At 73.2% G+C, this 22,199-nt stretch carries 18 protein-coding genes; 9 read left to right on the top strand and 9 right to left on the bottom strand.

Features of this window, described 5'->3' with window-relative positions:
• Positions 1 to 20: 20 nt before the first annotated feature.
• Together ACV7NM_RS20795 and ACV7NM_RS20790 are read left to right on the top strand one after the other, a co-directional pair.
• Entirely contained in the window at positions 21 to 1,022 is a 1,002-nt protein-coding gene (locus ACV7NM_RS20795; RefSeq protein WP_463411678.1) for a LysR substrate-binding domain-containing protein, read from the top strand.
• Between the two features lie 10 nt (positions 1,023 to 1,032).
• On the top strand, positions 1,033 to 2,889 hold the full coding sequence (locus tag ACV7NM_RS20790) for a glycoside hydrolase family 3 protein (RefSeq protein WP_463411677.1): 1,857 nt from the start codon (positions 1,033 to 1,035) through the stop codon (positions 2,887 to 2,889).
• Between the two features lie 74 nt (positions 2,890 to 2,963).
• Here ACV7NM_RS20790 and ACV7NM_RS20785 read toward each other — a convergent pair whose 3' ends face one another.
• The 4 genes from ACV7NM_RS20785 to ACV7NM_RS20770 form a co-directional block, all read right to left on the bottom strand.
• The gene (locus ACV7NM_RS20785) at positions 2,964 to 4,397 is read right to left on the bottom strand and encodes a S28 family serine protease (protein WP_463411676.1); all 1,434 of its coding nucleotides are present in this window, start codon (positions 4,395 to 4,397) and stop codon (positions 2,964 to 2,966) included.
• Between the two features lie 90 nt (positions 4,398 to 4,487).
• Positions 4,488 to 4,907 (bottom strand): hypothetical protein, encoded by a 420-nt coding sequence (locus tag ACV7NM_RS20780; protein WP_463411675.1) that lies wholly within the window; start codon positions 4,905 to 4,907, stop codon positions 4,488 to 4,490.
• Between the two features lie 146 nt (positions 4,908 to 5,053).
• Positions 5,054 to 8,887 carry an ABC transporter ATP-binding protein gene (locus ACV7NM_RS20775; RefSeq protein WP_463411674.1) on the bottom strand — a complete coding sequence of 1,278 codons (3,834 nt, stop codon included), beginning with the start codon at positions 8,885 to 8,887 and terminating at the stop codon, positions 5,054 to 5,056.
• Between the two features lie 123 nt (positions 8,888 to 9,010).
• Positions 9,011 to 9,712, bottom strand: a complete 702-nt coding sequence (locus tag ACV7NM_RS20770) for a GntR family transcriptional regulator (protein ID WP_463414007.1) — start codon at positions 9,710 to 9,712, stop codon at positions 9,011 to 9,013.
• Here ACV7NM_RS20770 and ACV7NM_RS20765 point away from each other — a divergent pair.
• Positions 9,665 to 9,937 (top strand): helix-turn-helix domain-containing protein, encoded by a 273-nt coding sequence (locus ACV7NM_RS20765; RefSeq protein ID WP_463411673.1) that lies wholly within the window; start codon positions 9,665 to 9,667, stop codon positions 9,935 to 9,937. The two genes, ACV7NM_RS20770 and ACV7NM_RS20765, sit on opposite strands and share 48 nt — an antisense overlap.
• A 15-nt stretch (positions 9,938 to 9,952) precedes the next feature.
• Here ACV7NM_RS20765 and ACV7NM_RS20760 read toward each other — a convergent pair whose 3' ends face one another.
• Complete coding sequence (locus tag ACV7NM_RS20760; protein ID WP_463411672.1) at positions 9,953 to 11,620, bottom strand: thiamine pyrophosphate-binding protein; 1,668 nt, start codon at positions 11,618 to 11,620, stop codon at positions 9,953 to 9,955.
• A gap of 25 nt (positions 11,621 to 11,645) precedes the next feature.
• On the bottom strand, positions 11,646 to 12,608 hold the full coding sequence (gene speB, locus ACV7NM_RS20755) for an agmatinase (RefSeq protein ID WP_136216469.1): 963 nt from the start codon (positions 12,606 to 12,608) through the stop codon (positions 11,646 to 11,648).
• A gap of 114 nt (positions 12,609 to 12,722) precedes the next feature.
• Here speB and ACV7NM_RS20750 point away from each other — a divergent pair, with 114 nt between their 5' ends.
• The 4 genes from ACV7NM_RS20750 to ACV7NM_RS20735 are packed head-to-tail and all read left to right on the top strand — an operon-like array spanning position 12,723 to position 17,413.
• Positions 12,723 to 14,309, top strand: a complete 1,587-nt coding sequence (locus ACV7NM_RS20750) for a helix-turn-helix domain-containing protein (RefSeq protein WP_463411671.1) — start codon at positions 12,723 to 12,725, stop codon at positions 14,307 to 14,309.
• Positions 14,310 to 14,365: 56 nt separating this feature from the next.
• The gene (locus tag ACV7NM_RS20745; RefSeq protein WP_463411670.1) at positions 14,366 to 15,523 is read left to right on the top strand and encodes an acyl-CoA dehydrogenase family protein; all 1,158 of its coding nucleotides are present in this window, start codon (positions 14,366 to 14,368) and stop codon (positions 15,521 to 15,523) included.
• A gap of 17 nt (positions 15,524 to 15,540) precedes the next feature.
• Complete coding sequence (locus ACV7NM_RS20740; RefSeq protein WP_463411669.1) at positions 15,541 to 16,419, top strand: acyl-CoA thioesterase; 879 nt, start codon at positions 15,541 to 15,543, stop codon at positions 16,417 to 16,419.
• Positions 16,420 to 16,438: 19 nt separating this feature from the next.
• Complete coding sequence (locus tag ACV7NM_RS20735) at positions 16,439 to 17,413, top strand: cation diffusion facilitator family transporter (protein WP_463411668.1); 975 nt, start codon at positions 16,439 to 16,441, stop codon at positions 17,411 to 17,413.
• Positions 17,414 to 17,440: 27 nt separating this feature from the next.
• Here the strand turns inward: ACV7NM_RS20735 and ACV7NM_RS20730 are convergent, their stop codons facing one another.
• Positions 17,441 to 17,920, bottom strand: coding sequence for a MarR family winged helix-turn-helix transcriptional regulator (locus ACV7NM_RS20730; RefSeq protein WP_463411667.1), 480 nt, complete (start codon positions 17,918 to 17,920; stop codon positions 17,441 to 17,443).
• Between the two features lie 102 nt (positions 17,921 to 18,022).
• Here ACV7NM_RS20730 and ACV7NM_RS20725 point away from each other — a divergent pair, with 102 nt between their 5' ends.
• The gene (locus tag ACV7NM_RS20725; protein WP_463411666.1) at positions 18,023 to 18,871 is read left to right on the top strand and encodes an SDR family NAD(P)-dependent oxidoreductase; all 849 of its coding nucleotides are present in this window, start codon (positions 18,023 to 18,025) and stop codon (positions 18,869 to 18,871) included.
• A gap of 113 nt (positions 18,872 to 18,984) precedes the next feature.
• Here the strand turns inward: ACV7NM_RS20725 and ACV7NM_RS20720 are convergent, their stop codons facing one another.
• Positions 18,985 to 19,806, bottom strand: coding sequence for a phosphatase (locus tag ACV7NM_RS20720; protein WP_463411665.1), 822 nt, complete (start codon positions 19,804 to 19,806; stop codon positions 18,985 to 18,987).
• 56 nt (positions 19,807 to 19,862) lie between these two features.
• A complete protein-coding gene (locus ACV7NM_RS20715; RefSeq protein ID WP_463411664.1) occupies positions 19,863 to 20,441 on the bottom strand; it encodes an SACE_7040 family transcriptional regulator in 579 nt (192 codons plus the stop codon).
• Positions 20,442 to 20,553: 112 nt separating this feature from the next.
• Between ACV7NM_RS20715 and ACV7NM_RS20710 the strand changes: the two genes are divergently transcribed.
• Complete coding sequence (locus tag ACV7NM_RS20710; protein ID WP_463411663.1) at positions 20,554 to 22,185, top strand: carboxyl transferase domain-containing protein; 1,632 nt, start codon at positions 20,554 to 20,556, stop codon at positions 22,183 to 22,185.
• Positions 22,186 to 22,199 lie beyond the last annotated feature (14 nt).

The raw sequence follows: 22,199 nt of genomic DNA, 5'->3' as shown, positions 1-22,199 counted from the left end.
CCCGGGGCTACCATCGCGGCATGCTCGACCTGTCCCGGCTGCGCGCCCTGCACGCCGTCTCCGTCCACGGTTCGGTCGCGGGCGCGGCGGCCGCCCTCGGCTACACCCCCTCCGCCGTCTCGCAGCAGATCGCCAAACTGGAGCGCGAGACCCGCACCACGCTGCTGGAGCGGCGCGGGCGCGGGGTCGCCCTGACCGAGGAGGCGCGCCACCTCGCGGACACGGCGCGGGAGCTGCTGGCGATCGTGGAGCGGGCCGAGACGACGCTGGAGGAGCGGCGCGGACAGCCGAGCGGACTGCTGACGGTGGCCGCCTTCGCCTCGGCGGCGCGCGGGCTGCTGCCCGGTGTGCTGGCGGAACTGGCCGCGCGCCATCCGGCGCTGGACGTCCGCCTGACGGAGGTGGACCCGCACCTGTCGGTGGACCTCGTGGCGCGCGGGGTCACCGACCTGGCGGTGGCGCACGACTGGGACATCGCCCCGCTCCCGGCCCCCGAGGGCATCGAGCAGGCGGTGATCGGGGACGACCACTGCGACCTCGTCGTACCGGCGGGGCATCCGTTCACCGCGCGCGCCGTGATCCGCCGGGCTGATCTCGGCGGCGAGCGGTGGGTGTGCCAGCCCCCCGGGCGGGTCTGCCACGACTGGCTGGTGCGGACCCTGCGCACGGCCGGCTTCGAGCCCGACATCGCGCACGTCGCCGAGGAGAACCACACCATCGTCGCCCTGGTGGCGGCAGGGCTCGGGGTCGCGGTCGTGCCGCGCCTGGGCACTGGCGCGCTGCCCGAGGGGGCGGTGGCCGTGCCGCTGGAGCCCGGGCCGGTGCGCCGGCTGTACGCGCTGTGGCGTACGGGCGCCGCCCGCCGCCCCGCCATCACGGCGGCGGTCCGCACCCTGCGGACGCACTGGGCGGCCCGAGCCGGCGAGGCCACACCGGCCTCGGGCGCAACCACTGCTCCCGAAGGGCCACTTCCGGGGGACCGCGCGAGTGTCCGTGGCTCCGGGGACGTGGCCCGGCAGTAGGGTCCGGCGCGTGCCGAACCAAGCCTCCCGCCGGACCCTGCTCACCGCGGCCGCCCTGGCCGCCGTCACGGCCACCGGGGCGGCCTCGTCCGCCTCGGGTGTCCCCCACGCCCCGGACGGCGCCCGCGACCGCGCCCCGGACGACCCGCATCCGCCGGGCTCGGGGCCCGGGGGGAGCCGGGGGCGATACCCCGACCGGGCGGAGCTGCGCCGGCTGGTGGACGCGATGAGCCTCGCCGAAAAGGTCGGGCAGTTGTTCGTGTCCCGGGCCTACGGGCATTCGGCGACCGCCCCCGACCCGGCGGACGCGGGGCTGAACCAGGCGCAGTTCGGGGTGCGCACCGCCGCCGAACTCGTCGCCCGCTATCACCTGGGCGGGGTCATCTACTTCGCGTGGGCCCACAACACCCGTACCCCGCACCAGATCGCCGCCCTGTCGCAGGAGCTCCAGCTGGCGGCCGTCGGCTCGGGCGCCGGCGTGCCGCTGCTGCTGTCCACGGACCAGGAGCACGGCGCCGTCGCCCGCATCGGCAAGCCCGCGACCCTGCTGCCTGGGGCGATGGCGCTGGGTGCCGGCCACCGCGCGACGGGCTCGACCGCCGAGGCCCGCCGGGCCGCGCGGATCGCCGGTGCGGAGTTGGCCGCGATGGGCATCCGACAGGACTACGCGCCGGTCGCGGACGTGAACGTGAACCCGGCGAACCCGGTGATCGGAGTACGGTCCTTCGGCGCCGACCCGCGGGCGGTGGCCGCGCTGGTCGCCGCCCAGGTGCGCGGCTACCAGGCCGCGGGAGTGGCCGCCACCGCCAAGCACTTCCCCGGACACGGGGACACCGAGACCGACAGCCATGTGGGGCTCCCGCTGATGCGGCACACCCGTGCCCAGTGGGAGGAGCTGGACGAGCCGCCGTTCCGGGCGGCCGTGGCGGCGGGCGTGGACGCCGTCATGACGGCGCACATCGTCTTCCCCGCGCTCGATCCCTCGGGGGACCCGGCGACCCTCTCCCGGCCGATCGTGACCGGCACCCTGCGCGAACGCCTCGGCTTCGGCGGCGTGGTGGTCACCGACGCGCTGGACATGGCCGGGGTACGTCAGAAGTACGGCGACGACCGGGTTCCGGTCCTCGCGCTCAAGGCGGGCTGCGACCAACTGCTGAACCCGCCGGACCTGGCGCTGGCCTACCGGAGCGTGCTGGCCGCCGTCGAGTCTGGCGAACTGGCCACGGCCCGGATCGAGGAGTCGGTGCTGCGCATCCTCGAACTCAAGGCCAAGCGGGGCTTGTTCGCCGGTCCCTACAGCTCGGGATCGGACCTGGCGGAGGTCGGCGCGCCCGACCACCTGACGGCCGCCGACGAGATCGCGGCCGGTACGACGACCCTGTTGGCCAACCCGGCCGGGCTGCTGCCGCTGGACGCCTCGGCCGCGCCCCGGGTGCTGGTGACGGGGGCCGCCCCGCCCTCCCCCAGTGGTACCACCGGACCCCCTACGGAGGTTCTGGCGCGGGAGTTGACGGCCCTGGGCTGCCGGGCCTCGGCGGTGGCTCCCGAAGGGGCGCCGGCGGCGGCGCCGGGTCACGCGGCGGTGCTGGTGTGCACGTACAACGTCCCCGAGGGCGATGGCCCGCAGCGGACGCTGGTGGCGGACCTGCTGGCAACCGGGGTGCCGGTGGTGGCGGTCGCGATCCGCAACCCCTACGACGGCACCCGACTGCCGCAGTGCGCCGCGGAGGTGGCCACGTACTCCTGGACGGACGTGGAGATGCGGGCGGCCGCCCGGGTGATCACCGGGGCGCGACGGCCCTCGGGCCGCCTGCCGGTCCCGGTCCCGGGCCGTTACCCCCTGGGCCACGGGCTGACGTACGACTGAGTCGCCGATCGAGTCGACGACCGAGCCGTACGCCGGCCTGCGGCCCTGCTACCGGAATGCCGAGGACCCGGGAGCTACGGACGCAGCTGGGCCTGGCGCGGGAGGTCCTGCTGGTCGAGCGTCGGGTCGGGCTTGGCCAGCGGCGTCACGCGGCCCGCGTCGGCGAGGGCGGCGGTCGGCGCCACGCCGGCCCACTGGAGGATGCGCGCGGTCGCGAGGGTCCGCTCGCCGTCCTGGAGCTTGGCGACGTTGGCCCCGTGGTTGGCGCCCGGCGCGATCATCACGTAGCTGTCCTTCACGCCGTAGCCGAGGTGGAACGGTTCGGCGCCCCAGGGGTCGTTCTGCCCGTACACGAACAGCATCCGGTCCGCGTGGGTCCGTACCCAGGCGTCGACGTCGGCCATGACCCCCGGCTGGAAGGTCATCGGGATGTCGCGCGGCACGAAGTCGCGCGGCGGCTGGTAGCCGTAGCGGCTCAGCCCCTTGAGGTGCGGCTGCTTGATGTCGGGCGAACCAAGCTGCGTACCCGCCTGGTAGTAGTACGGCGTGTACGTCTCCAGTCCCTGGTCGGTGTAGGCCGAGAAGCCGGAGATGGTGTCGACGGTGTCCCAGATCTCCTGGTCGGAGGCGGTCGCCGCGGTCGGGATCGCGGCGCAGTCGGCGAGCAGGCTGTACTGCCAAAAGGCCCAGGTGTAGTCGAGCACCACGGCCTCGTAGGCCTTGTCGAGGGTACCGACGGTGGTGAAGGTCCAGCCGTTCTCGGCGGCCGAGGCCGCGTACTTGGCCTCCAGCGGCTCGCGGCGCACGAGCGCCTCGCGCTGGACGGCGTTCAGCTTGTCGCGGCACTCCTTGGTGCCGACCTTGGAGAGAAACCGGTCGTAGGCCGAGTCCTCCTTGTTGTTGACGTCGTTCGGCGCGACGTAGGCGACGACGCCGTCCATGTCACGCGGGTAGTAGCGCTCGTAGTACGTCGCCGTCATACCGCCCTTGCTGCCGCCCGTGGCGATCCAGTTCTTGCTGTAGATCCTCTTGAGGGCGGTGAAGATGCGGTGCTGGTCGCTGGCTGCCTGCCAGATGTCCAGGTTCGCCCAGTTGGCGGGGTCGGGCCGGGAGGGTGTGAAGAATCGATACTCCAGGGACACCTGGTTGCCGTCGACGATGGTCGTCGGCTCGCTGCGGCGCGGGCTGGTGTTGACGTTGTAGCCGGAGGTGTAGAAGACCGTGGGCCGGGAGGTGTCCTTGTGCAGCAGGGTCAGCCGCTGCTTGAAGGTGCCCTTCGAGGGCTGACGGTGGTCGACCGGCTGCTCGTATTCGAGCACGAAGAAGCGGTACCCGGGGTACGGCTTCTCCTCGATCAGGCTCATCCCCGGGATGCCGAGGATCTGGTCCTTGATGTCCGCGGCGGCGGCCGGCCCCGCGGCGGTGGCCGCGTGTGCCGTGGCGCCGGCCGCGCCCATGGTGCCGATGAGCACCACGAGCGACAGCAGCCATCCGAGCGTCTTGCGCATTCGCCCTCCCCTTGCGTTCACTTCGGTCGCCGTGAACCTAGCGGGGCCAACGCGCCTCTGAACAGACCAAGTTGGGCCGCGGGGAAGTCGTCAGCACAGAATCCAGCCGGAATCGGCCGATCCGGCCGCTACGTTCCCCCTTACATACACGCACCGGCTGATCGCGCCCACGGTGACAGGGCCCGCGTAACGGGTGAACCGCCCCGCATCGGCGACCGGGACACCCCCACGCGGCTGAACGCTCACCGCCATCCGGCGGCGGTCACCCGGCCGCGACGCGAGGGCCAGGGCGCACACCCGGGCGCGGCTCTTGTACACGCGCACTTCCCCCTCGCCGGCCGGGAACGGCATCACCTTGACCAGCCGGCCCGTGCAGAGGTCGTCCTCGGCGGCGGCCCGCGCCGGGGGCGCCGTCGACAGCGCGGCCCCCGCGAGCCACAGCGCCGCCGCGAACACCCCCAGGGCCCGGGCGCGCCCCCGACCGAGCCCCTCCCACCGCCTCTTCCTCACCTGTGTCGCCACCCCGACCCCCCGATCCGTCGTACGTAACACGTACGCCAGTACGACGCCCCGGTCACCCTGAAGGTTGCACCGGACTCGGGCGGCGGCCTGCGCGGGCCGCGGACTCGGGCGGCTGCCCGCGCGGCCCGGTCGGCTCAGGCGGCGGCCCGCTCGTCCTCTCCGGCGAAGGTCCGCCACAGCTCGGCGTAACGGCCCCCGCGCGCCAGGAGTTCGGTGTGCGTGCCGTCCTCCACGACCGCGCCCCGGTCGAGGACCACCACGCGGTCGGCGCGGGCGGCGGTCGTCAGGCGGTGGGCCACCACGAGGGTGGTGCGCTTGCCGGCGAGCCGGTCGGTGGCCAGGTTGACCTGCGCCTCGGTGGCCAGGTCGAGTGCGGCCGTGGCCTCGTCCAGCAGCAGGACGTCAGGGTCGACGAGTTCGGCTCGGGCGAGCGCGATCAGCTGGCGCTGACCGGCGGAGAGGTTTCGTCCGCGCTCGGCGACGGTGTGCAGGTAACCGCCGTCGAGGGTGGCGATCATCTCGTGCGCTCCGACCGTGCGCGCGGCGGCCTCCACTTCGGCGTCGCTCGCCTCCGGCCGCCCGTAGGCGATGGCGTCGCGGACCGTACCCGGGAAGAGGTAGGCCTCTTGGGGGACGACGCCCAGCCGGTGGCGGTAGGCCGTCAGATCCAGCTCCCGCAGGTCGGCGCCGTCGGCGGTGACCCGGCCGGAGGTCGGATCGTAGAACCGGGCCACCAGCTTGACCAGTGTGGACTTTCCGGCGCCGGTCTCTCCGACGAAGGCGACGGTTTGTCCGGCCGGTATGCGCAGGCTTATCCCGGCCAGCGCCTCCCCCTTCTCGCCGCGCTCCTCGGCGGTGCCGTAGGCGAACCGCACGTCCTCGAAGGCGACCTCGCCCCGCAGCTGCGGCACCGGGCGCGGATCGGCGGGCCGGGGGGTGCTGGTCGGCTCGCGCAGCAGGTCCTGGATACGGCCGAGGGAGACGGTGGCCTGCTGGTACCCGTCGAAGACCTGGGAGAGCTGCTGGACGGGCGCGAAGAACAGGTCGATGTAGAGCAGGTACGCGACGAGCGCGCCCGTGGTGAGCGTCTGGGCTTCCACCCGGCCCGCGCCGACGATCAGCACGGCGGCAGCGGCGCCCGAGGACAGCAGTTGCACGAAGGGGAAGTAGACGGATATCAGCCACTGGCCGCGGACCCGGGCCTGGCGGTAGGAGTCGCTGCGCCCGGCGAAGCGGACCGCGCCGTCGCCCTCGCGGCGGAAGGCCTGGACGATGCGCAGTCCGGCCACGGACTCCTGGAGGTCGGCGTTGACGGCGCTGACCCGGTCGCGGGCGAGTTCGTACGCGGCGACCGACTTGCGGCGGAAGACGACGGTGCCGAGGACCAGCAGGGGGAGCGTCGCGAAGACGATCAGGGCCAGTTCCACGTCGAGGACGAGCAGGGCGATCAGGATGCCGAAGAAGGTGAAGACGGAGACGACGGCGGTGACCAGCCCGGTCTGGAGGAAGCTGGACAGCGCGTCCACGTCGGTGGTCATCCGGGTCATGATCTTGCCGGTCAGCTCGCGCTCGTAGTAGTCGAGCCCGAGGCGCTGGAGCTGCGCGAAGATCTTCACGCGCAGGGCGTACAGCACCCGCTCGCCGGTCCGCCCGGTCATCCGGGTCTCGGCGAACTGGGCGGCCCACTGCCCGACGACGACGGCCAGGGCCAGCGCGGCGGCCACCCAGACCGCCCCGAGCGCGGCCTGTTCGACGCCCTTGTCGATGCCGTGCCGGATCAGGATCGGCAGCAGCAGGCCGGAGCCCGCGTCGACGGCGACCAGGGCGAGGCTGATGGCGAGCGGCGCCCAGAAGCCGCGGAGCAGCCGGCGCAGGCCGTAGCTCTCCTCGGCGGAGGCGGCCCGGTCCTCGTCCACCTCGGGCAGGTCGTCCGCGGGCGGCAGGGCGGCGACCTGCGCGAGCAGTTCGGGGGTGGCGGGGCCACCGGCGGCGGGGGGCCCGGCGACGGGGACAGCCGCGACAACCGGTGTGGCGGGGGCGGGGGCGGCGTCGCCCTCCGCTTCGTCCTGGCGGCGCCAGAGCTCGGGGGTGATCCCGCCGGAGACCCGGCGCTTGGCGTTGACCGGCTCGGAGTCGATCTCCGCCTCGATCTCGATGTCCTGTTCGATGTCCCGTTCGAACTCGGCCATCGCGGCGGCCTCGGGGACCCGCGGCGAGGCGGCGCCGAGGGCCTCGGGGTCGGTCAGCAGCCTGCGGTAGAGGGCGGAGCGGCGCTGGAGCTCGTCGTGGGTGCCGATGTCGGAGAGGCGTCCGCGGTCGAGTACGGCGATCCGGTCGGCCAGGGCGAGCGTGGAGCGGCGGTGCGCGATGAGGAGGGTGGTGCGGCCGGCCATGACGGCGCGCAGGGCCTCGTGTATCTCGTGCTCGACGCGGGCGTCGACGGCGGAGGTCGCGTCGTCCAAGAGCAGCAGCCGGGGGTCGGTGAGGAGGGCGCGGGCGAGCGCGATGCGCTGGCGCTGGCCGCCGGACAGGGTCAGGCCCTGCTCGCCCACCTTGGTGTCGTACCCGGCGGGCAGCGCCTCGATGAACCCCTCGGCTTGGGCGGCGCGGGCGGCGGCCCGTATCTGCTCCTCGTCGGCCCCGGGGTGTCCGTAGGCGATGTTGGCGCGGATGGAGTCGGAGAAGAGGAACGAGTCCTCGGGCACCAGGCCGATCGCGCCGCGCAGCGAGGCGTACGTCAGCTCGCGCACGTCGTGGCCGCCGACGCGGACGGCGCCGCCGTCGGCGTCGTAGAAGCGGGGCAGGAGCAGCGAGACGGTGGACTTGCCGCTGCCGGAGGAGCCGACGAGGGCGACGGTCTCGCCCTCCTCGATCCGCAGCGAGAACCCGTCGAGGACCGGCCTCTCGGGGTCGTAGCCGAAGCGGACGTCCTCGAACTCGACGGTGGCGGGCGCGTCGGGGGCCAGCTCGGTCGTGCCCTCCTCGATCACCGGCTCGGTGTCGATCAGCTCGAAGACGCGCTCGACGCCGGCGCGGGCCTGCTGTCCGACGGTGAGCACCATGGCGAGCATGCGGACGGGCCCGACGAGCTGGGCGAGGTAGGTGGAGAAGGCGACGAAGGTACCGAGGGTGACCTGGCCCCGGGTGGCCATCCAGCCGCCGAGGGCCAGCATCGCGACCTGACCGAGCGCCGGCACGGCCTGGAGGGCGGGGGTGTACTTCGAGTTGAGCCGGATGGCCCGCATCCGCCCGGCGAACAGCCGGCGACCGGCTTCGCGGAGCTTGCCGGTCTCCTGCTCCTCCTGCCCGAAGCCCTTGACGACGCGGACGCCGGTGACGGCCCCGTCGACGACGCCGGCGACGGCCGCGGCCTGGCTCTGGGCGTACCAGGTGGCGGGGAACAGCTTCTTGCGGCTGCGCTTGGCGATGTACCAGAGGGCGGGGGCCATCAGGAGGGCGACGAGGGTCAGCAGCGGGGACAGCGCCAGCATGATGCCCAGCGATATCCCGAAGAGCAGGAAGTTCCCGATGGTCATCGGGAGCATGAAGAGCAGGCCTTGGATCAGCTGGAGGTCGCTGGTGGCCCGGCCGATGACCTGGCCGGTGGAGAGCTCGTCCTGGCGGCGGCCGTCGAGGCGGGTGATGGCGCCGTACATGTCGGTGCGCAGGTCGTGCTGGACGTCGAGGGCGAGGCGCCCGCCGTAGTACCTGCGTATGTAGGTGAACGCGTACACGAGGAGGGCGGCGCCTATGAGCATCCCGGCCCAGGGGCCCATCGGCTTGCTCTTGTCACCGATGACGTCGTCGATGATGGTGCGGGTGACGAGCGGCACGAGCGCCATGACGGCCATGCCGGCCAGCGAGGACCCGAGCGCGAGGAGCACGTTGGCCTTGTACCGCCAGGTGTACGCGGCCAGCCGCCTGCCCCAGCCCTGTTTTCCGCCTGCTTCCGTCTCCGCCGCCGCCACGTCGTGCCTCCCCGTCGGTCCTGTCCTGCCGGAAGCGCCAACGCTCCGACCGGCGGATTTCATCCCGCGGCAACAATCGAACGGCTTTCCGCGCCCGGGGACGACCCGGCTGCGCCGTCCGGGTCAGGGCGCGTCGAAGTCGTACTCCAGGACGTAGGCGGAGGCGCCGAGCACCATCTCGTTGACCTCCACGACCCGCCCGTCTGCGGCGAAGGCGGTGCGGCAGACCAGCACGTCGGGGGTCCCGGCTCCGAGCCCGAGCCGGGCGGCCTCGTCGGGGCTCGGCATCCGTGAGCGGACCTCCTCGCGGAACCGGGCGGGGCCGACGCCGAGCTCGGCGAGACGGGCGTAGATCCCGCCCGGTCCGGTGTCGGGCTCCGTGACGGGGGTGCCGGCGACGAGCTCGGCGTCGAGGTACGAAGTCGCCAGCATGACGGGCTTCCCGTCGAGCAGGAACCTGCGGCGGCGCACACAGACCGCCGCGCCTTCGGTCAGCGCGAGCACCCCGGCGACGGCCTCAGGCGGAGCCTCCTCGGTGACCCCGAGCAGCTCGACCTCGGGTTCACGGTCCTCGGTGTCCGCTGCCCAGATGGACCGGCCCTCGCCCCACACGTCGGCGCCCAGCCGCTGAATGCCCCGCCGCCGGATGAGCCGAAACTCCCGGACGAAGACACCCGCACCCTTCCGGGCGTCGGTCAGCCCCTCGGCCCGAAGCACGCCGAGCGCCTGCCGCGCGGTCATCCGGGCGACTCCGTAAGGTTCTCCGAGAACCCCGGCGTGGAAAGGCTCCGCGAGGAGATCCGGCTGGCGTTCGAGTTGGGGCAGGCCGTGTACGACCGGCGCACCGAGCCGGGGATCTCGCAGACCGAGCCGGCGCGGCGGGCCGGGATGACGCAGCCGCAGGTGTCCGAGCTGGAGCTGGGCGGGACCGTGCCGACCGTGCCGCTGCTCGCGCGGCCGGCGCGGGCGATGGAGTCCGAGCTGACCCTCCGACTCGTCGGCGAGACGTCCGTGGTCGTCTTCACCTCACAGCAGCACGAGGTCGCGTGAGGTCGGGCGTCGAGGTCAGAGGTGGGTCGGGGCGAACATCTTGAGGGTGGTGGGGAGGACCAGGACCGAGGGGCCCGGGGAGGTGAGGGCCGTGGTGAGGTCCTCGCGGAGGGTGGCCGCCGAGGTGATCGCGGCCGGGACGCCGAAGGAGGCGGCCAGGGCGACGAAGTCCGGGCCGGTCAGGTCCGTACCCGTCGCGCAGCCGTACTCGCGCAGGATGCCGTAGCCGCCGTCGTCCACGATCAGCCAGGTCACGTCCAGTTCGTGCTGCTTCGCCGTGGCCAGCTCCGCGATCGAGTACATCGCGCCGCCGTCGCCGGAGACGGCCAGCACCGGCGGGCCCGGTTCCGCGACGCACGCACCGAGGGCCGCCGGGAAGGCGTAGCCGAGGCCGCCCGCGCCCTGCGCCGAGTGCATGGTGTTGGGGTGCTTCGCGTCGAAGGCGGACCACGCCCAGTAGGACAGAATCGTCATGTCCCAGAACGACGGCGAGCGCGGCGGCAGGGCCGACCTGATGGAGGCCAGCAGCTCCTGCTCCAGCGCCACGTCCTGGTCGGCCAGACGATTCGCGATCTCGTCCAGGACCAGTCGGACACGGGCGGGGGCCGAGGGGTCCTCCCGTTCCGGAACGGTTTCCAGCAGGGCCTGTAGGGCCAACCGGGCGTCCGCGTGGATGCCGAGGGCCGGGTGGTTGGACTCCAGCTTCCCGAGGTCCGCCTCGATCTGGACGACCCGGCCCGTGGGGAGGAACGTGTGGTAGTTCGAGGAGAGTTCCCCGAGCCCGGAGCCCACTACCAGCAGGACGTCCGCGTCCTCCAGGAAGTCCGTCATGTGGCGGTCCTCCAGCCAGGACTGGAGGGACAGCGGGTGGGTCCAGGGGAAGGCGCCCTTTCCGCCGAAGGTGGTGACGACGGGCGCGTTCAGGCGCTCCGCGAGCTGCCTCAGCTTCCCCGCCGCGTCCGCGCGCACCACCCCGCCGCCCGCGATGATCACCGGGCGGGCGGCCTCCGACAACCAGTGCGCCGCGAGCGCCGTCAGCTCCGGGCGCGGGACGAGTTCGTGCGGGGTCGCGTCCACGCCCGTGACCTGGGGGACCATCGTCTGCGCGCGGAGGACGTCCTCCGGGATCTCGATCCAGACGGGCCCGTGCGGCGCACTGAGCGCCGACTCCCAGGCCTCGGCGATGACGGACGGGATCTGGGACGGGGTGCGGGCGGTGTGGACGGACTTCACCACGTCCCGGAACGAGGCCGACTGGTCCCGCAGCTCGTGCAGGTGCCCGCGCCGGCCGCCGCCGAGGCCCGCGCTCGGCACCTGCGAGGAGATGGCGAGCACCGGCGCGGAGGCGGCGGCCGCCTCCGCCAGCGCCGGCAGGGCCATCAGCGCGCCGGGGCCGGTGGACAGCAGCAGCGGGACGGCCTCACCGGTGAGGCGGCCGTAGGCGTCGGCCGCGAAGGCGGCGTTGTTCTCCGTACGCAGGGCGACCAACCGCAGGTCGGAGCGGCCCACCGCGTCGAAGACGGCCAGCGCGTGCTGCCCGGGAAGCCCGAACACGGTGGTGGCGCCGAGCGAGCGCAGCGTTTCCACGACCAGGTCCCCGCCCGTCCGCCCGGGCGGCGGCGCGAGCGCTGCCGCCGTCTGGGCTTCGGTGGGACGGAGTACCAGGTCGTGGTCGTGCGTCACGTCGGTTACTCGCCCTTCTCAGGTCCTACTTCGTCTTCGACGCCGCGATCTGACGGCTCATGATCGTGGTCAGCTCGTACGCGGTGTGCGAGGCCGCGACCGAGGTGATCTCGGCGTGATCGTACGCCGGGGCGACCTCGACCACATCGGCGGAGACCAGGTTGCAGGAGGACAGACCGCGGATGATCTCCAGGAGCTCGCGGGAGGTCATGCCACCCGCCTCCGGCGTGCCGGTGCCGGGCGCGTGCGCCGGGTCCAGGACGTCGATGTCGATGGAGATGTACAGCGGGCGGTCGCCGATGCGCTGGCGCAGCTGGTCCGCGACCTCGTCGGCGCCGCGCCGGTAGACGTCGGCCGAGGTGACGATGCCGAAGCCCATCTTGGCGTCGTCGTCCAGGTCCTGCTTGCCGTAGAGCGGGCCGCGCGTGCCGACGTGCGAGAGCGCCTCGGTGTCGAGGATGCCCTCCTCCACGGCGCGGCGGAACGGGGTGCCGTGCGTGTACTCGGCGCCGAAGTAGGTGTCCCAGGTGTCCAGGTGGGCGTCGAAGTGCAGCAGCGCCACCGGGCCGTGCTTCTTGGCGACCGAGCGCAGCAGCGGCAGCGCGATGGTGTGGTCGCCGCCGAGGGTCATCAGGCGGGAGCCGGCGCCGAGCAGTTCGTCGGCGGCGGCCTCGACCGTCTCGACGGCCTCGTTGATGTTGAAGGGATTCACGGCGATGTCACCGGCGTCCGCGACCTGGGCGAGCGCGAACGGGGAGGCGTCCTGCGCGGGGTTGTAGGGACGCAGCAGGCGCGAGGCCTCGCGGATGGCGTTGCCGCCGAAGCGGGCGCCCGGCCGGTAGGAGACACCCGAGTCGAACGGGACGCCGACGACGGCCACGTCGGCCGAACCGACCTCGTCCAGGCGCGGCAGCCGGGCGAAGGTCGCCGGGCCCGCGTAGCGCGGGATGCGGGAGGAGTCGACGGGTCCGCGCGGCTGCGTGCTCATGGGGGGGGTGCCTTCCGGAGGGGGGTGTGCGGTCCTTCGAGCGTAAGGCGGCGGCCGGGAGGTGCGAAGTGTACGTTTCCTCCATCGGGCAGCCCACATATATACGGAGTATCCATGCCGGACCAGCCACCGACCCCGGGCGTCGCCCTCTCCGCCCTGCTCGCCGACCGGGAGCTGGGTCTGCGCGGGCTGCACGCGGTGGAGGGGGTCGCCGTGCACGCCGTCCACGCCTCCGAGATGGCCGACCCGTCGCCGTACTTGCTGGGCGGGGAATTGCTGCTGACCGCCGGGGCACAGCTCGGGCCGGACGCCGACGGGTACGTGGCCCGGCTCGTCGCGGCGGGCGCGGCGGCGCTCGGGTTCGGGGTGGCGCCGGTGCACGAGGAGGTGCCGCCGGAGTTGGTGACGGCCTGCGCGCGGCACGGGCTGCCGCTGCTGGAAGTGCCGCCGGGGACTCCGTTCACCGCGGTCGCCCGTACCGTGTGGCGGCTGATGGCGGAGGCCCGCACGCGCGAGCTGCGCCGGGTCACCGAGGCGCAGCAGGCGCTGGCCGCGGCCGCCGCCCGGCCGGAGCCGGTCCCGGCGGTGCTGCGCCGGCTGGCGGCGAGCCTGGGGGGTCGGGTGATCCTGCTGCCGGGCGGCCCCGGAGCCGGGTCGGGTGCGGCCCGGGAGGCGGGCCGCGCGGTGCCCGCCGGGGCCGCCGCCGCGCAGGAGGCGCTGCTCGCGCGGGTCGCCGCCCCGGGCGGGCCGGCGACGGCGACGGACTCCGCCGAGGGCTGGCAGCTGGCGGCCTACGCCTTGGGCGGCGGCCGGGGCCGGCACCCCGGCGGCCCCGGCACCGGCCCGGCGGCGGGCCAAGGAGGCCCGAGCACCACCCTCGGCCCGAGTACCGGCCCGGACACCGGCCCGGGCACCACCCGCCCCCCAGGCATCGCCCCGGGCAACGTCCCCGCCCCGGACGCCGGTCCCGCTCCCGACGCCGCCCCGGTGCTCGGTGTCGCCGTCCCGGTGCGGACCGCCGGGGACCACGCCATCACCGCCATCGCCGCCGTCCTGCTGGGCCTGCTCACCACGCGCCGCCCGGCCGGCGCGGAGGCCGCCGCGCTGACCCGGCTGCTGCTGGACGGCGACCCGGCCGAGGCGCTGGCCGGCGCCGGGCCCTGGCGGGTGGTCCACGCCCGGGGTGCGGGAGATCCCCAGGCCCTCGCGGGCGCGCTGGGCACCGTACTGCTCGACCCGAACGGGCCGCAGCCGCGCCTGCTCACCGACCGGGACCCCGCCCCCCAGCCCGGATGGCGCCTCGGGGTCAGCGCACCCACCCACCCCGGGGCGCTGCGGACCGCGGACGCCCAGGCCCGCCGCGCCTTGGAGCGGGCCGAGGCGGCCCGGACCCCCTTGGCCCGCCACTCCGAGGCGGGCCTGTCCGGCCTCTTGGACCCGGCGGAGGCCCGCGCGCACGCCGAGGCGCTGCTCGCGCCGCTCACCCCGGCCCAGGCGGCGACCCTGCGCGGCTGGCTGGCCCACCACGGCAGCTGGGACCGCAGCGCCGCCGCCCTCGGCGTCCACCGCAACACGGTCCGCCAGCGGATCGCCCGCTGCGCGGTCCTCCTCGCACGCGACCTCGACGACCCGGACGTCAGGATGGAACTGTGGTTCGCGCTACGCGCCCTGGACAGCGGTGGCAACTCGCCGGTAACTTAATCTGAGCAAGCGCTTAGCCAAGGGCGGCGGACCGCCGCGACGAAGGGAGTCCGGCCGTGCGCCGTACCGTTTTCAACGAGGACCACGAGGCATTCCGCGAGACCATCCGTGCCTTCATCGAGGCCGAGGTCGTCCCCGTCTACGACGAGTGGTTCGCCGCAGGCCAGGCGCCCCGCGAGTTCTACTACAAGCTCGGCGAGCTGGGCGTCTTCGGGATCAACGTGCCCGAGGAGTTCGGCGGCGCGGGCCTGGACACCCACAAGTTCGAGGCCGTCCTGTACGAGGAGACCTCGCGCGCGGGCGTCAACTTCGGCGGCTCCGGCGTGCACGTGCTGCTCGCCCTCCCCTACATCAAGATGCTGGCCGGCGACGAGCAGAAGAAGCGCTACCTGCCGAAGTTCGTCACCGGCGAGGAGATGTGGGCCCTCGCCATGACCGAGCCCGGCACCGGCTCCGACGTCGCGGGCATGAAGACCACCGCCAAGCTCTCCGAGGACGGCAGCCACTACGTCCTCAACGGCGCCAAGACCTTCATCACCGGTGGCGTGCACGCCGACCGCGTGATCGTCTGCGCCCGCACCTCCGCCCCGCGCGAGGACGACCGCCGCTTCGGCATCTCCCTCTTCGCCGTCGACACCAAGTCCGAGGGCTACTCCGTCGGCCGCAAGCTGGACAAGCTGGGCCTGCGCACCTCCGACACCGCCGAGCTCGCGTTCGTCGACGTCAAGGTCCCGGTCGAGGACCTGCTCGGCGAGGAGAACAAGGGCTTCTACTACCTCGGCGCGAACCTGCCCTCCGAGCGTTGGGGCATCGCCTTCGGCGCCTACGCGCAGGCCAAGGCCGCCATACGCTTCGCCCAGCAGTACGTGACGGAGCGCACCGTCTTCGGCAAGCCGGTCGCCCACTTCCAGAACACCAAGTTCGAGCTGGCCGCCTGCCAGGCCGAGGTGGACGCGGCCGAGGCCGTCGCCGACCGCGCGCTGGAGGCCCTGGACGCCGGCGAGCTGACGGCCGCCGAGGCGGCCTCCGCGAAGCTGTTCTGCACCGAGGTCGCGCACCGCGTCATCGACAAGTGCCTCCAGCTGCACGGCGGGTACGGCTACATGAACGAGTACCCGATCGCCCGTCTGTACGCCGACAACCGCGTGAACCGCATCTACGGCGGCACCAGCGAGGTCATGAAGTCCATCATCGCCAAGTCCATGGGACTTTGAGGACCCAGTCCCACTCCATGAACGAGGCACTGACGACACTCCTCGATCTGCTCGACCTGGAACAGATCGAGGAGGACATCTTCCGCGGTACCAGCCGTACGTCGCTGGTACCGCGGGTCTTCGGCGGTCAGGTCGCGGCCCAGGCACTGGTCGCGGCCGGCCGCACCGTGCCCGGGGACCGCACCGCGCACTCGCTGCACTCCTACTTCCTGCGCGCCGGCGACCCCGGCGCGCCCATCGTGTACTCGGTCGACCGCATCCGCGACGGGCGCTCCTTCACCACGCGCCGGGTCGTCGCCGTCCAGCACGGGCAGCCGATCTTCCATCTCTCGGCGTCCTTCCAGACGTACGAGGAGGGGCTCGACCACCAGAGCGCGATGCCGGACGCGCCCGACCCGGAAACCCTGCCGACGGCCGCCGAGTCGCTCCCGCTCTACCGGGAGGTCTTCCGTGACCCGGGGACGGTGGAACGGCTGATCGAGGCCCGTGGCGCGGTGGACCTGCGGTACGCGACGACTCCCCCGTGGGGGTCGGTCGGGCAGCCGCGCGAGCCGCATTCGCAGGTGTGGTTCCGAACCGCCGACAAGCTCGACTCGGACGACGCCCTGCTGCACACCTGCCTGGCCACGTACGTCTCCGACATGACCCTCCTCGACTCCGTGCTGCTCGCGCACGGCCGGGGCGGCTGGGCCGTGGGCGACGTGGTCGGCGCCTCCCTGGACCACGCCATGTGGTTCCACCGGCCCTTCCGCGCGGACGAGTGGCTGCTGTACGACCAGGAGTCCCCCTCGGCGGCCGCGGGCCGCGGGCTCGGGCAGGCCCGCATCTGGACGCAGGACGGCCGGCTGGCCGTGACGGTCATCCAGGAGGGTGTCGTACGCGTCCCGCGCGGATAGCCGCGCCTACCGTCGCCGCATGACCTCAGAAGCACCCGGGCCACCCGGCGCACCCGAAGGCTCCGAGAGCGTCGGGACGGTCGTCGTCGCGGTCGTCACCAATCTCGGCATCGCCGCCGCCAAGGCCGTCGGCGGGATCGTCAGCGGATCGAGCGCGATGCTGTCGGAGGCCGCGCACTCGGTGGCCGACACGGTCACCGAGGTGATGCTGCTGGCGGCGTTGAAGCGCAGCGCACGGCCGGCGGACGAGGCGCACCCGCTGGGTTACGGGCCGGAGCGCTACATCTGGGCGTTGCTCGCCTCGATCGCCACCTTCGTCGGCGGCGCGGTCTTCGCGGTGTACGACGGCGTCCACACGCTGCTGCACGGCGAGGACCCGGGCGACCCCACCGTCTCGTACATCATCCTCGCGGTCGCCTTCCTGCTGGAGGGCTACTCGCTGCTCGTGGCCTGGCGGCAGGTGCGGGGGGAGGCGGAGCGGCTGCGCGCGCCGCTGGGGCGCTACGTGAAGCACACCCCGGACACCGCGGTGAAGGCCGTCCTGCTGGAGAACGTGGCGGCGCTGATCGGCCTGGTCCTGGCGGCCGGCGGACTGCTGGGGGCGCAGCTGACGGGTTCGGGCGTGTACGACGGCGTCGCGTCGCTGCTGATCGGGCTGCTGCTGGTGTGGGTGGCCTGGGAACTGGGCCGCTCGAACGCGCAGTACCTGATCGGGCGACCGCTGCCGGCGGCGACGCGCGCGGAGGTACGGGAGGAACTCCTCTCGGTGCCGCACATCGAGGGCGTGCTGGAGCTGACCACGCTGGTCCAGGGGCCGGACGAGGTACTGATCGCGGCGAAGATCGACTTCCATGACCTGGCGTCGGCCCGACAGGTGGAGGCTGCGTGCGAGGACGCCGAGTCGCAACTGCGCGAACGCTGGCCGTCGATCCGCCGCGTCTACTTGGACCCGACCCCGCCCGGACGTGGCGGGGCGCCCCGCACGGAGCCGTAGGCCCCGCGCCACGCGTGCGCTGCTTCGTCAGCCCTTGGAATTGCCGGGCGGCGCCGGACGGGACTTGAGTTTGGCCCAGATGCCTTCCAGAGCGGCGATGTCCGCGTCGTCGAGGAGGTCGTCGAAGACCTCGGCGAGGACTTCGCGGCGGGTGGCGTCGGCCTCCTCGAAGGCGCGGTGGCCCGCCGGGGTCAGGGCGATGCGGACCGAGCGGGCGTCGGTCGGGGACGGTATCCGCTCGACCAGGCCGCGCGCCTGGAGCGAGTCTGCGACCCGGGAGACCTGGCTGCGGCTGAGCAGGGTCATCGCGCCCAGTTCGGAGGCGGCGACCGGCTCCTTCTGCGCGCGCAGCCACAGCATGACCTCGAACCACGAGAGCGGGAGGTCGTGGCGGCGCGCGAGCGCCTGGTCCACGCGGGCGGCGAGCGTGGAGCCCGCCCAGACGAGGCCGTAGAAAGCGTGGTCGCGAGGGGTGAGGTCGCCCAGGGTGAGGTTGTTCTGCGCCATGGGAGCAGCCTACCGGGAGGAAGGTTGCGTGCACACGCACACAAATGTAATGTGTGTGCACACGCACTTAGCGACATCGCCACCCCCGCAACGGAGATCTGCATGACCACCAAGACCGTTCTCATCACCGGCACGTCCTCCGGCATCGGCCTCGCCGCAGCCGTCGCCGCGGCCAGGGCCGGCTGGCACACCGTCGCCACGATGCGCGACCCGGGCCGGGCGGACTCGCTGCTCCAGGCCGCCCGCGAGGCCGGCGTAGCCGGCCGGGTCCAGGTCAAGCGGCTGGACGTGACCGACGCCGCGTCGGTGGCCGCCTGCGTGGCGGAGGTCGTCGCCGAGCACGGGCACCTCGACGCGGTCGTGAACAACGCGGGCGCCGGGTTCGCCGGGACCATCGAGCAGCAGGGCATGGGGCCGATCCGCGCCGCGATGGAGGTCAACTACTTCGGGGTCGTGGAGCTCACGCTCGCCGCGCTGCCGCACCTGCGGGAGTCAGGCGGCCGCATCATCACGGTGACCAGCGTCGGCGGGGTGGTCGGCCAGCCCTTCAACGAGGCTTACTGCGCCGCCAAGTTCGCCGTGGAAGGGTTCATGGAGTCGTTCGCACCGGTGGCGGCGAGCGTCGGGGTCCGAGTGGCGGTCGTCGAACCGGGCGCCGTGACCAGCGAGTTCGTGGCCAACCAGCAGATCGACGTACCGGCGATGGTGGAGGCGGCGGGGCCGTACGGCGGCGCGCTCCAGGCGTACGTCGAGCGCACGATGAAGTCGTACGGGGCCGAGACCTCGCAGACTTCGGCGGAGGCGGCCGAGCCCGTGGTCGCCCTGTTGGACGCGGCCGAGGTGCCCTTCCGGGTCCAGACCTCCGGCTGGGCCCGGGACTTCGTCGCCACGAAGCTGGCCGACCTCGACGGCTCGGCCGTCCAGGGCATGACGGGCGACTGGCTCCGCTGACGGGAGCCGGGGGGCAGCGCCGGGCCTCGACAGCGGCCCGCCCGCCGTGGCTCACCACAAGTCCCGGGCCGGTCACCCCAGGGCCCCACCGCTCACCCCAGGCCCGCCGCCGGTTACCGCATGCCCGCCGCCGAGAGCAGGTACGCCACCATCGGGTCGTAGTACCTCGGGTCGCGGACGTGGTCGTCCAGCGGGACGGCGACCTGGAGGGTGCCCTCCGCCTCGCCGAGGAACAGCGCGGGGTCGTTGCAGTCCGCGTAGCCCATCGCGTCCAGCCCCCGCTGGGCCGCGCAGCCCGCCCAGCCGTGGTCGGCCACGACCAGGTCCGGCTGCGGGCGCCCTTCGGCCGCCAGGCCGTCCAGGATCGCCGCCATCGGGGCCGGGGAGTGCGTGTGCCACAAGGTGGCCCCGCGCTCCAGTACGGCCACGTCGGCGAACTGCCACACCGAGCCCTCGTCGGCCGTCAGGCCCCGCGGGATCACCACGATCCCGCAGCCCGCCTCCCGCAGCGCGGCCGCCGTCGCCCGGTGCACGTCCAGGAGGCCGCCCGGGTGACCGGTGGCCAGGAGGACGCTCTGCCGGTCGAGCGCCGCCTTGCGCAGCCGCGCCGCCATCCGGTCCAGGGCGGCGATGGTCAGTTCCGGGTCGATGGTGTCCTGCCCGTGCCGGTGCTCCGCGTCGTCCACGACCCCGCAGCGTTCGGCCATCACGGCCAGGACGTCCTGCTCGTCCGTCCAGCGGTCGCCGAGTTCCAGGCCGAGCCAGTAGTGCCGGTCGCCGTTGGCGAGCTTGCGGTAGTGGGAGAGGTTGTTCTCGCGCGCCGTCGCCACGTCGCCCGCGATCCGCGTACGGACCAGGTGGTCGATGAGTTCGGTGCGGCTGGGCGTTCCCACGGGCGGGGCGGGCGTCTCTATCGGCTTCGGCATACGGTTCATTCTGCCGCCGCCCGGGCGGAGCCGTCTGTTCCATCCCGACCAGCGGACACCCGGCGTCACCCCGACAGCGCCCCGAAGGCCCCGTTGGCCAGCCGTCGCAGCAGCGACTCCGTCGCCTCCCGACCCAGGGCCGCCAGGTGGGGAGTGGAGTTCAGCAGGCCGAACACCGCGTGCACGGAGATCCGCACCTCCGACTCCCCCACCTCCGGGTGGAGCTGCCGGACGACCTCCACCCACAGCTCGACGTACTGCCGCTGGAGCTGGCGCACGAGCTTGCGGTCGGCCTCGCGCAGCCGGTCCAGCTCGCGGTCGTGGAGGGTGATCAGCGCACGGTCGTCGAGCGCGAAGTCGATGTGGCCCTCGACGAGGGAGGCCAGTACGGCGGCGGGGTCCCCGGACGCCTCCTCCACCCGGCGCCGGCCCCCGGTCAGGAGGCGTTCGCTGATCCCGACGAGCAGCTCGGCGAGCATCGCGTCCTTGCCCGCGAAATGGCGGTACAGGCCGGGTCCGCTGATGCCCACCGCGGCCCCTATCTCATCCACGCCGACGCCGTGGAAGCCGCGCTCGGCGAAGAGTCGAGCGGCCTCACTGAGGATCTGCTCGCGACGGGTCGGGGCGGCCGCTCTGGTGCTCATGGGAATCCATTCTAGACAGGGCCGTTAGCGCTCGTTAACCTAAGCCCCACAAGCGTTAACGCTCATTAACAGCGTGACCGGTTTACGTGGACCGAGCAAGGGAGCTCGACCGATGCAGCAGGCACCAGTGCTGACGAGCGCCGCGGACCCGGCGTCCGAGGCCTGGCGGACCAACGAGGCCGCCCACCGGGAACTCGCGGAGGGCCTGCGCGCCCGGCTGGAAGCGGCCCGCCTCGGCGGCGGCGACAAGGCCCGCGCCCGCCACACCGCCCGGGGCAAGCTGCTCCCGCGCGAGCGCGTGGACACCCTCCTCGACCCGGGTTCCCCGTTCCTGGAGCTGGCCCCGCTGGCCGCGGAGGGCATGTACGGGGGCGCGGCCCCCGCCGCCGGCGTCATCGCGGGCATCGGCCGGGTCAGCGGCCGCGAGTGCGTGATCGTCGCGAACGACGCCACCGTCAAGGGCGGCACGTACTACCCGATGACCGTCAAGAAGCACCTGCGCGCCCAGGAGGTGGCCCTGGAGAACCGTCTCCCCTGCCTCTACCTGGTCGACTCGGGCGGCGCCTTCCTCCCGATGCAGGACGAGGTGTTCCCCGACCGGGACCACTTCGGCCGCATCTTCTACAACCAGGCCCGTATGTCGGGCGCCGGCATCCCGCAGATCGCCGCCGTCCTCGGCTCCTGCACCGCGGGCGGTGCCTACGTACCGGCGATGAGCGACGAGGCCGTCATCGTCCGCGGCCAGGGCACGATCTTCCTGGGCGGCCCGCCGCTGGTGAAGGCCGCCACCGGCGAGGTCGTCACGGCGGAGGAGCTCGGCGGCGGCGAGGTCCACTCCCGGACCTCCGGCGTCACCGACCACCTCGCGGAGGACGACGCGCACGCGCTGCGGATCGTACGGAACATCGTGGCCACCCTGCCCGAGCGCGGTGCGCTGCCCTGGTCGGTGGAGGCGCCGCAGGAGCCGAAGGTCGATCCGTACGGGCTGTACGGCGCGGTCCCCGTCGACTCCCGCACGCCCTACGACGCCCGCGAGATCATCGCCCGCATCGTGGACGGCTCCCGCTTCCAGGAGTTCAAGGCGGAGTTCGGGCAGACGCTGGTCACCGGCTTCGCCCGGATCCACGGCCACCCCGTCGGGATCGTCGCCAACAACGGCATCCTGTTCTCCGAGTCCGCGCAGAAGGGCGCCCACTTCATCGAGCTGTGCGACCAGCGCGGCATCCCGCTCCTCTTCCTCCAGAACATCTCGGGCTTCATGGTCGGCCGCGACTACGAGGCCGGCGGCATCGCCAAGCACGGCGCGAAGATGGTCACGGCAGTGGCCTGCACCCGGGTCCCGAAGCTGACCGTGGTCGTCGGCGGCTCCTACGGGGCGGGCAACTACTCCATGTGCGGCCGTGCGTACTCCCCCCGCTTCCTGTGGATGTGGCCCAACGCCAAGATCTCGGTGATGGGCGGCGAACAGGCGGCCTCCGTCCTCGCGACCGTCAAGCGCGACCAGATCGAGGGCGCGGGCCAGGAGTGGCCCGCCGAGGACGAGGAGGCGTTCAAGGCCCCGGTCCGCGCGCAGTACGAGGAGCAGGGCAACGCCTACTACGCCACCGCTCGGCTGTGGGACGACGGGGTCATCGACCCGCTGGAGACCCGACAGGTGCTGGGACTGGCCCTGACCGCGTGCGCGAACGCCCCGCTGGCCCAAAAGGATCAGACTCAGCCGGGCTTCGGCATCTTCCGTATGTGACGTATGTGACGTGA

It is taken from the genome of Streptomyces sp. Tek67B01, from assembly GCF_055231995.1.
The sequence above is the reverse complement of the archived record's forward strand: the minus strand, read 5'-3'. Positions and strand labels throughout refer to the sequence as shown.

Bases quoted from the DNA above. Each gene is read 5' to 3' on its own strand.
- ACV7NM_RS20785 (WP_463411676.1), bottom strand. From the start codon at position 4,397: ATGCGCAAGACGCTCGGATGGCTGCTGTCGCTCGTGGTGCTCATCGGC.
- ACV7NM_RS20720 (WP_463411665.1), bottom strand. From the start codon at position 19,806: ATGAACCGTATGCCGAAGCCGATAGAGACGCCCGCCCCGCCCGTGGGA.
- ACV7NM_RS20795 (WP_463411678.1), top strand. From the start codon at position 21: ATGCTCGACCTGTCCCGGCTGCGCGCCCTGCACGCCGTCTCCGTCCAC.
- ACV7NM_RS20715 (WP_463411664.1), bottom strand. From the start codon at position 20,441: ATGAGCACCAGAGCGGCCGCCCCGACCCGTCGCGAGCAGATCCTCAGT.
- ACV7NM_RS20740 (WP_463411669.1), top strand. From the start codon at position 15,541: ATGAACGAGGCACTGACGACACTCCTCGATCTGCTCGACCTGGAACAG.
- ACV7NM_RS20710 (WP_463411663.1), top strand. From the start codon at position 20,554: ATGCAGCAGGCACCAGTGCTGACGAGCGCCGCGGACCCGGCGTCCGAG.
- ACV7NM_RS20725 (WP_463411666.1), top strand. From the start codon at position 18,023: ATGACCACCAAGACCGTTCTCATCACCGGCACGTCCTCCGGCATCGGC.
- ACV7NM_RS20750 (WP_463411671.1), top strand. From the start codon at position 12,723: ATGCCGGACCAGCCACCGACCCCGGGCGTCGCCCTCTCCGCCCTGCTC.
- speB (WP_136216469.1), bottom strand. From the start codon at position 12,608: ATGAGCACGCAGCCGCGCGGACCCGTCGACTCCTCCCGCATCCCGCGC.
- ACV7NM_RS20730 (WP_463411667.1), bottom strand. From the start codon at position 17,920: ATGGCGCAGAACAACCTCACCCTGGGCGACCTCACCCCTCGCGACCAC.
- ACV7NM_RS20735 (WP_463411668.1), top strand. From the start codon at position 16,439: ATGACCTCAGAAGCACCCGGGCCACCCGGCGCACCCGAAGGCTCCGAG.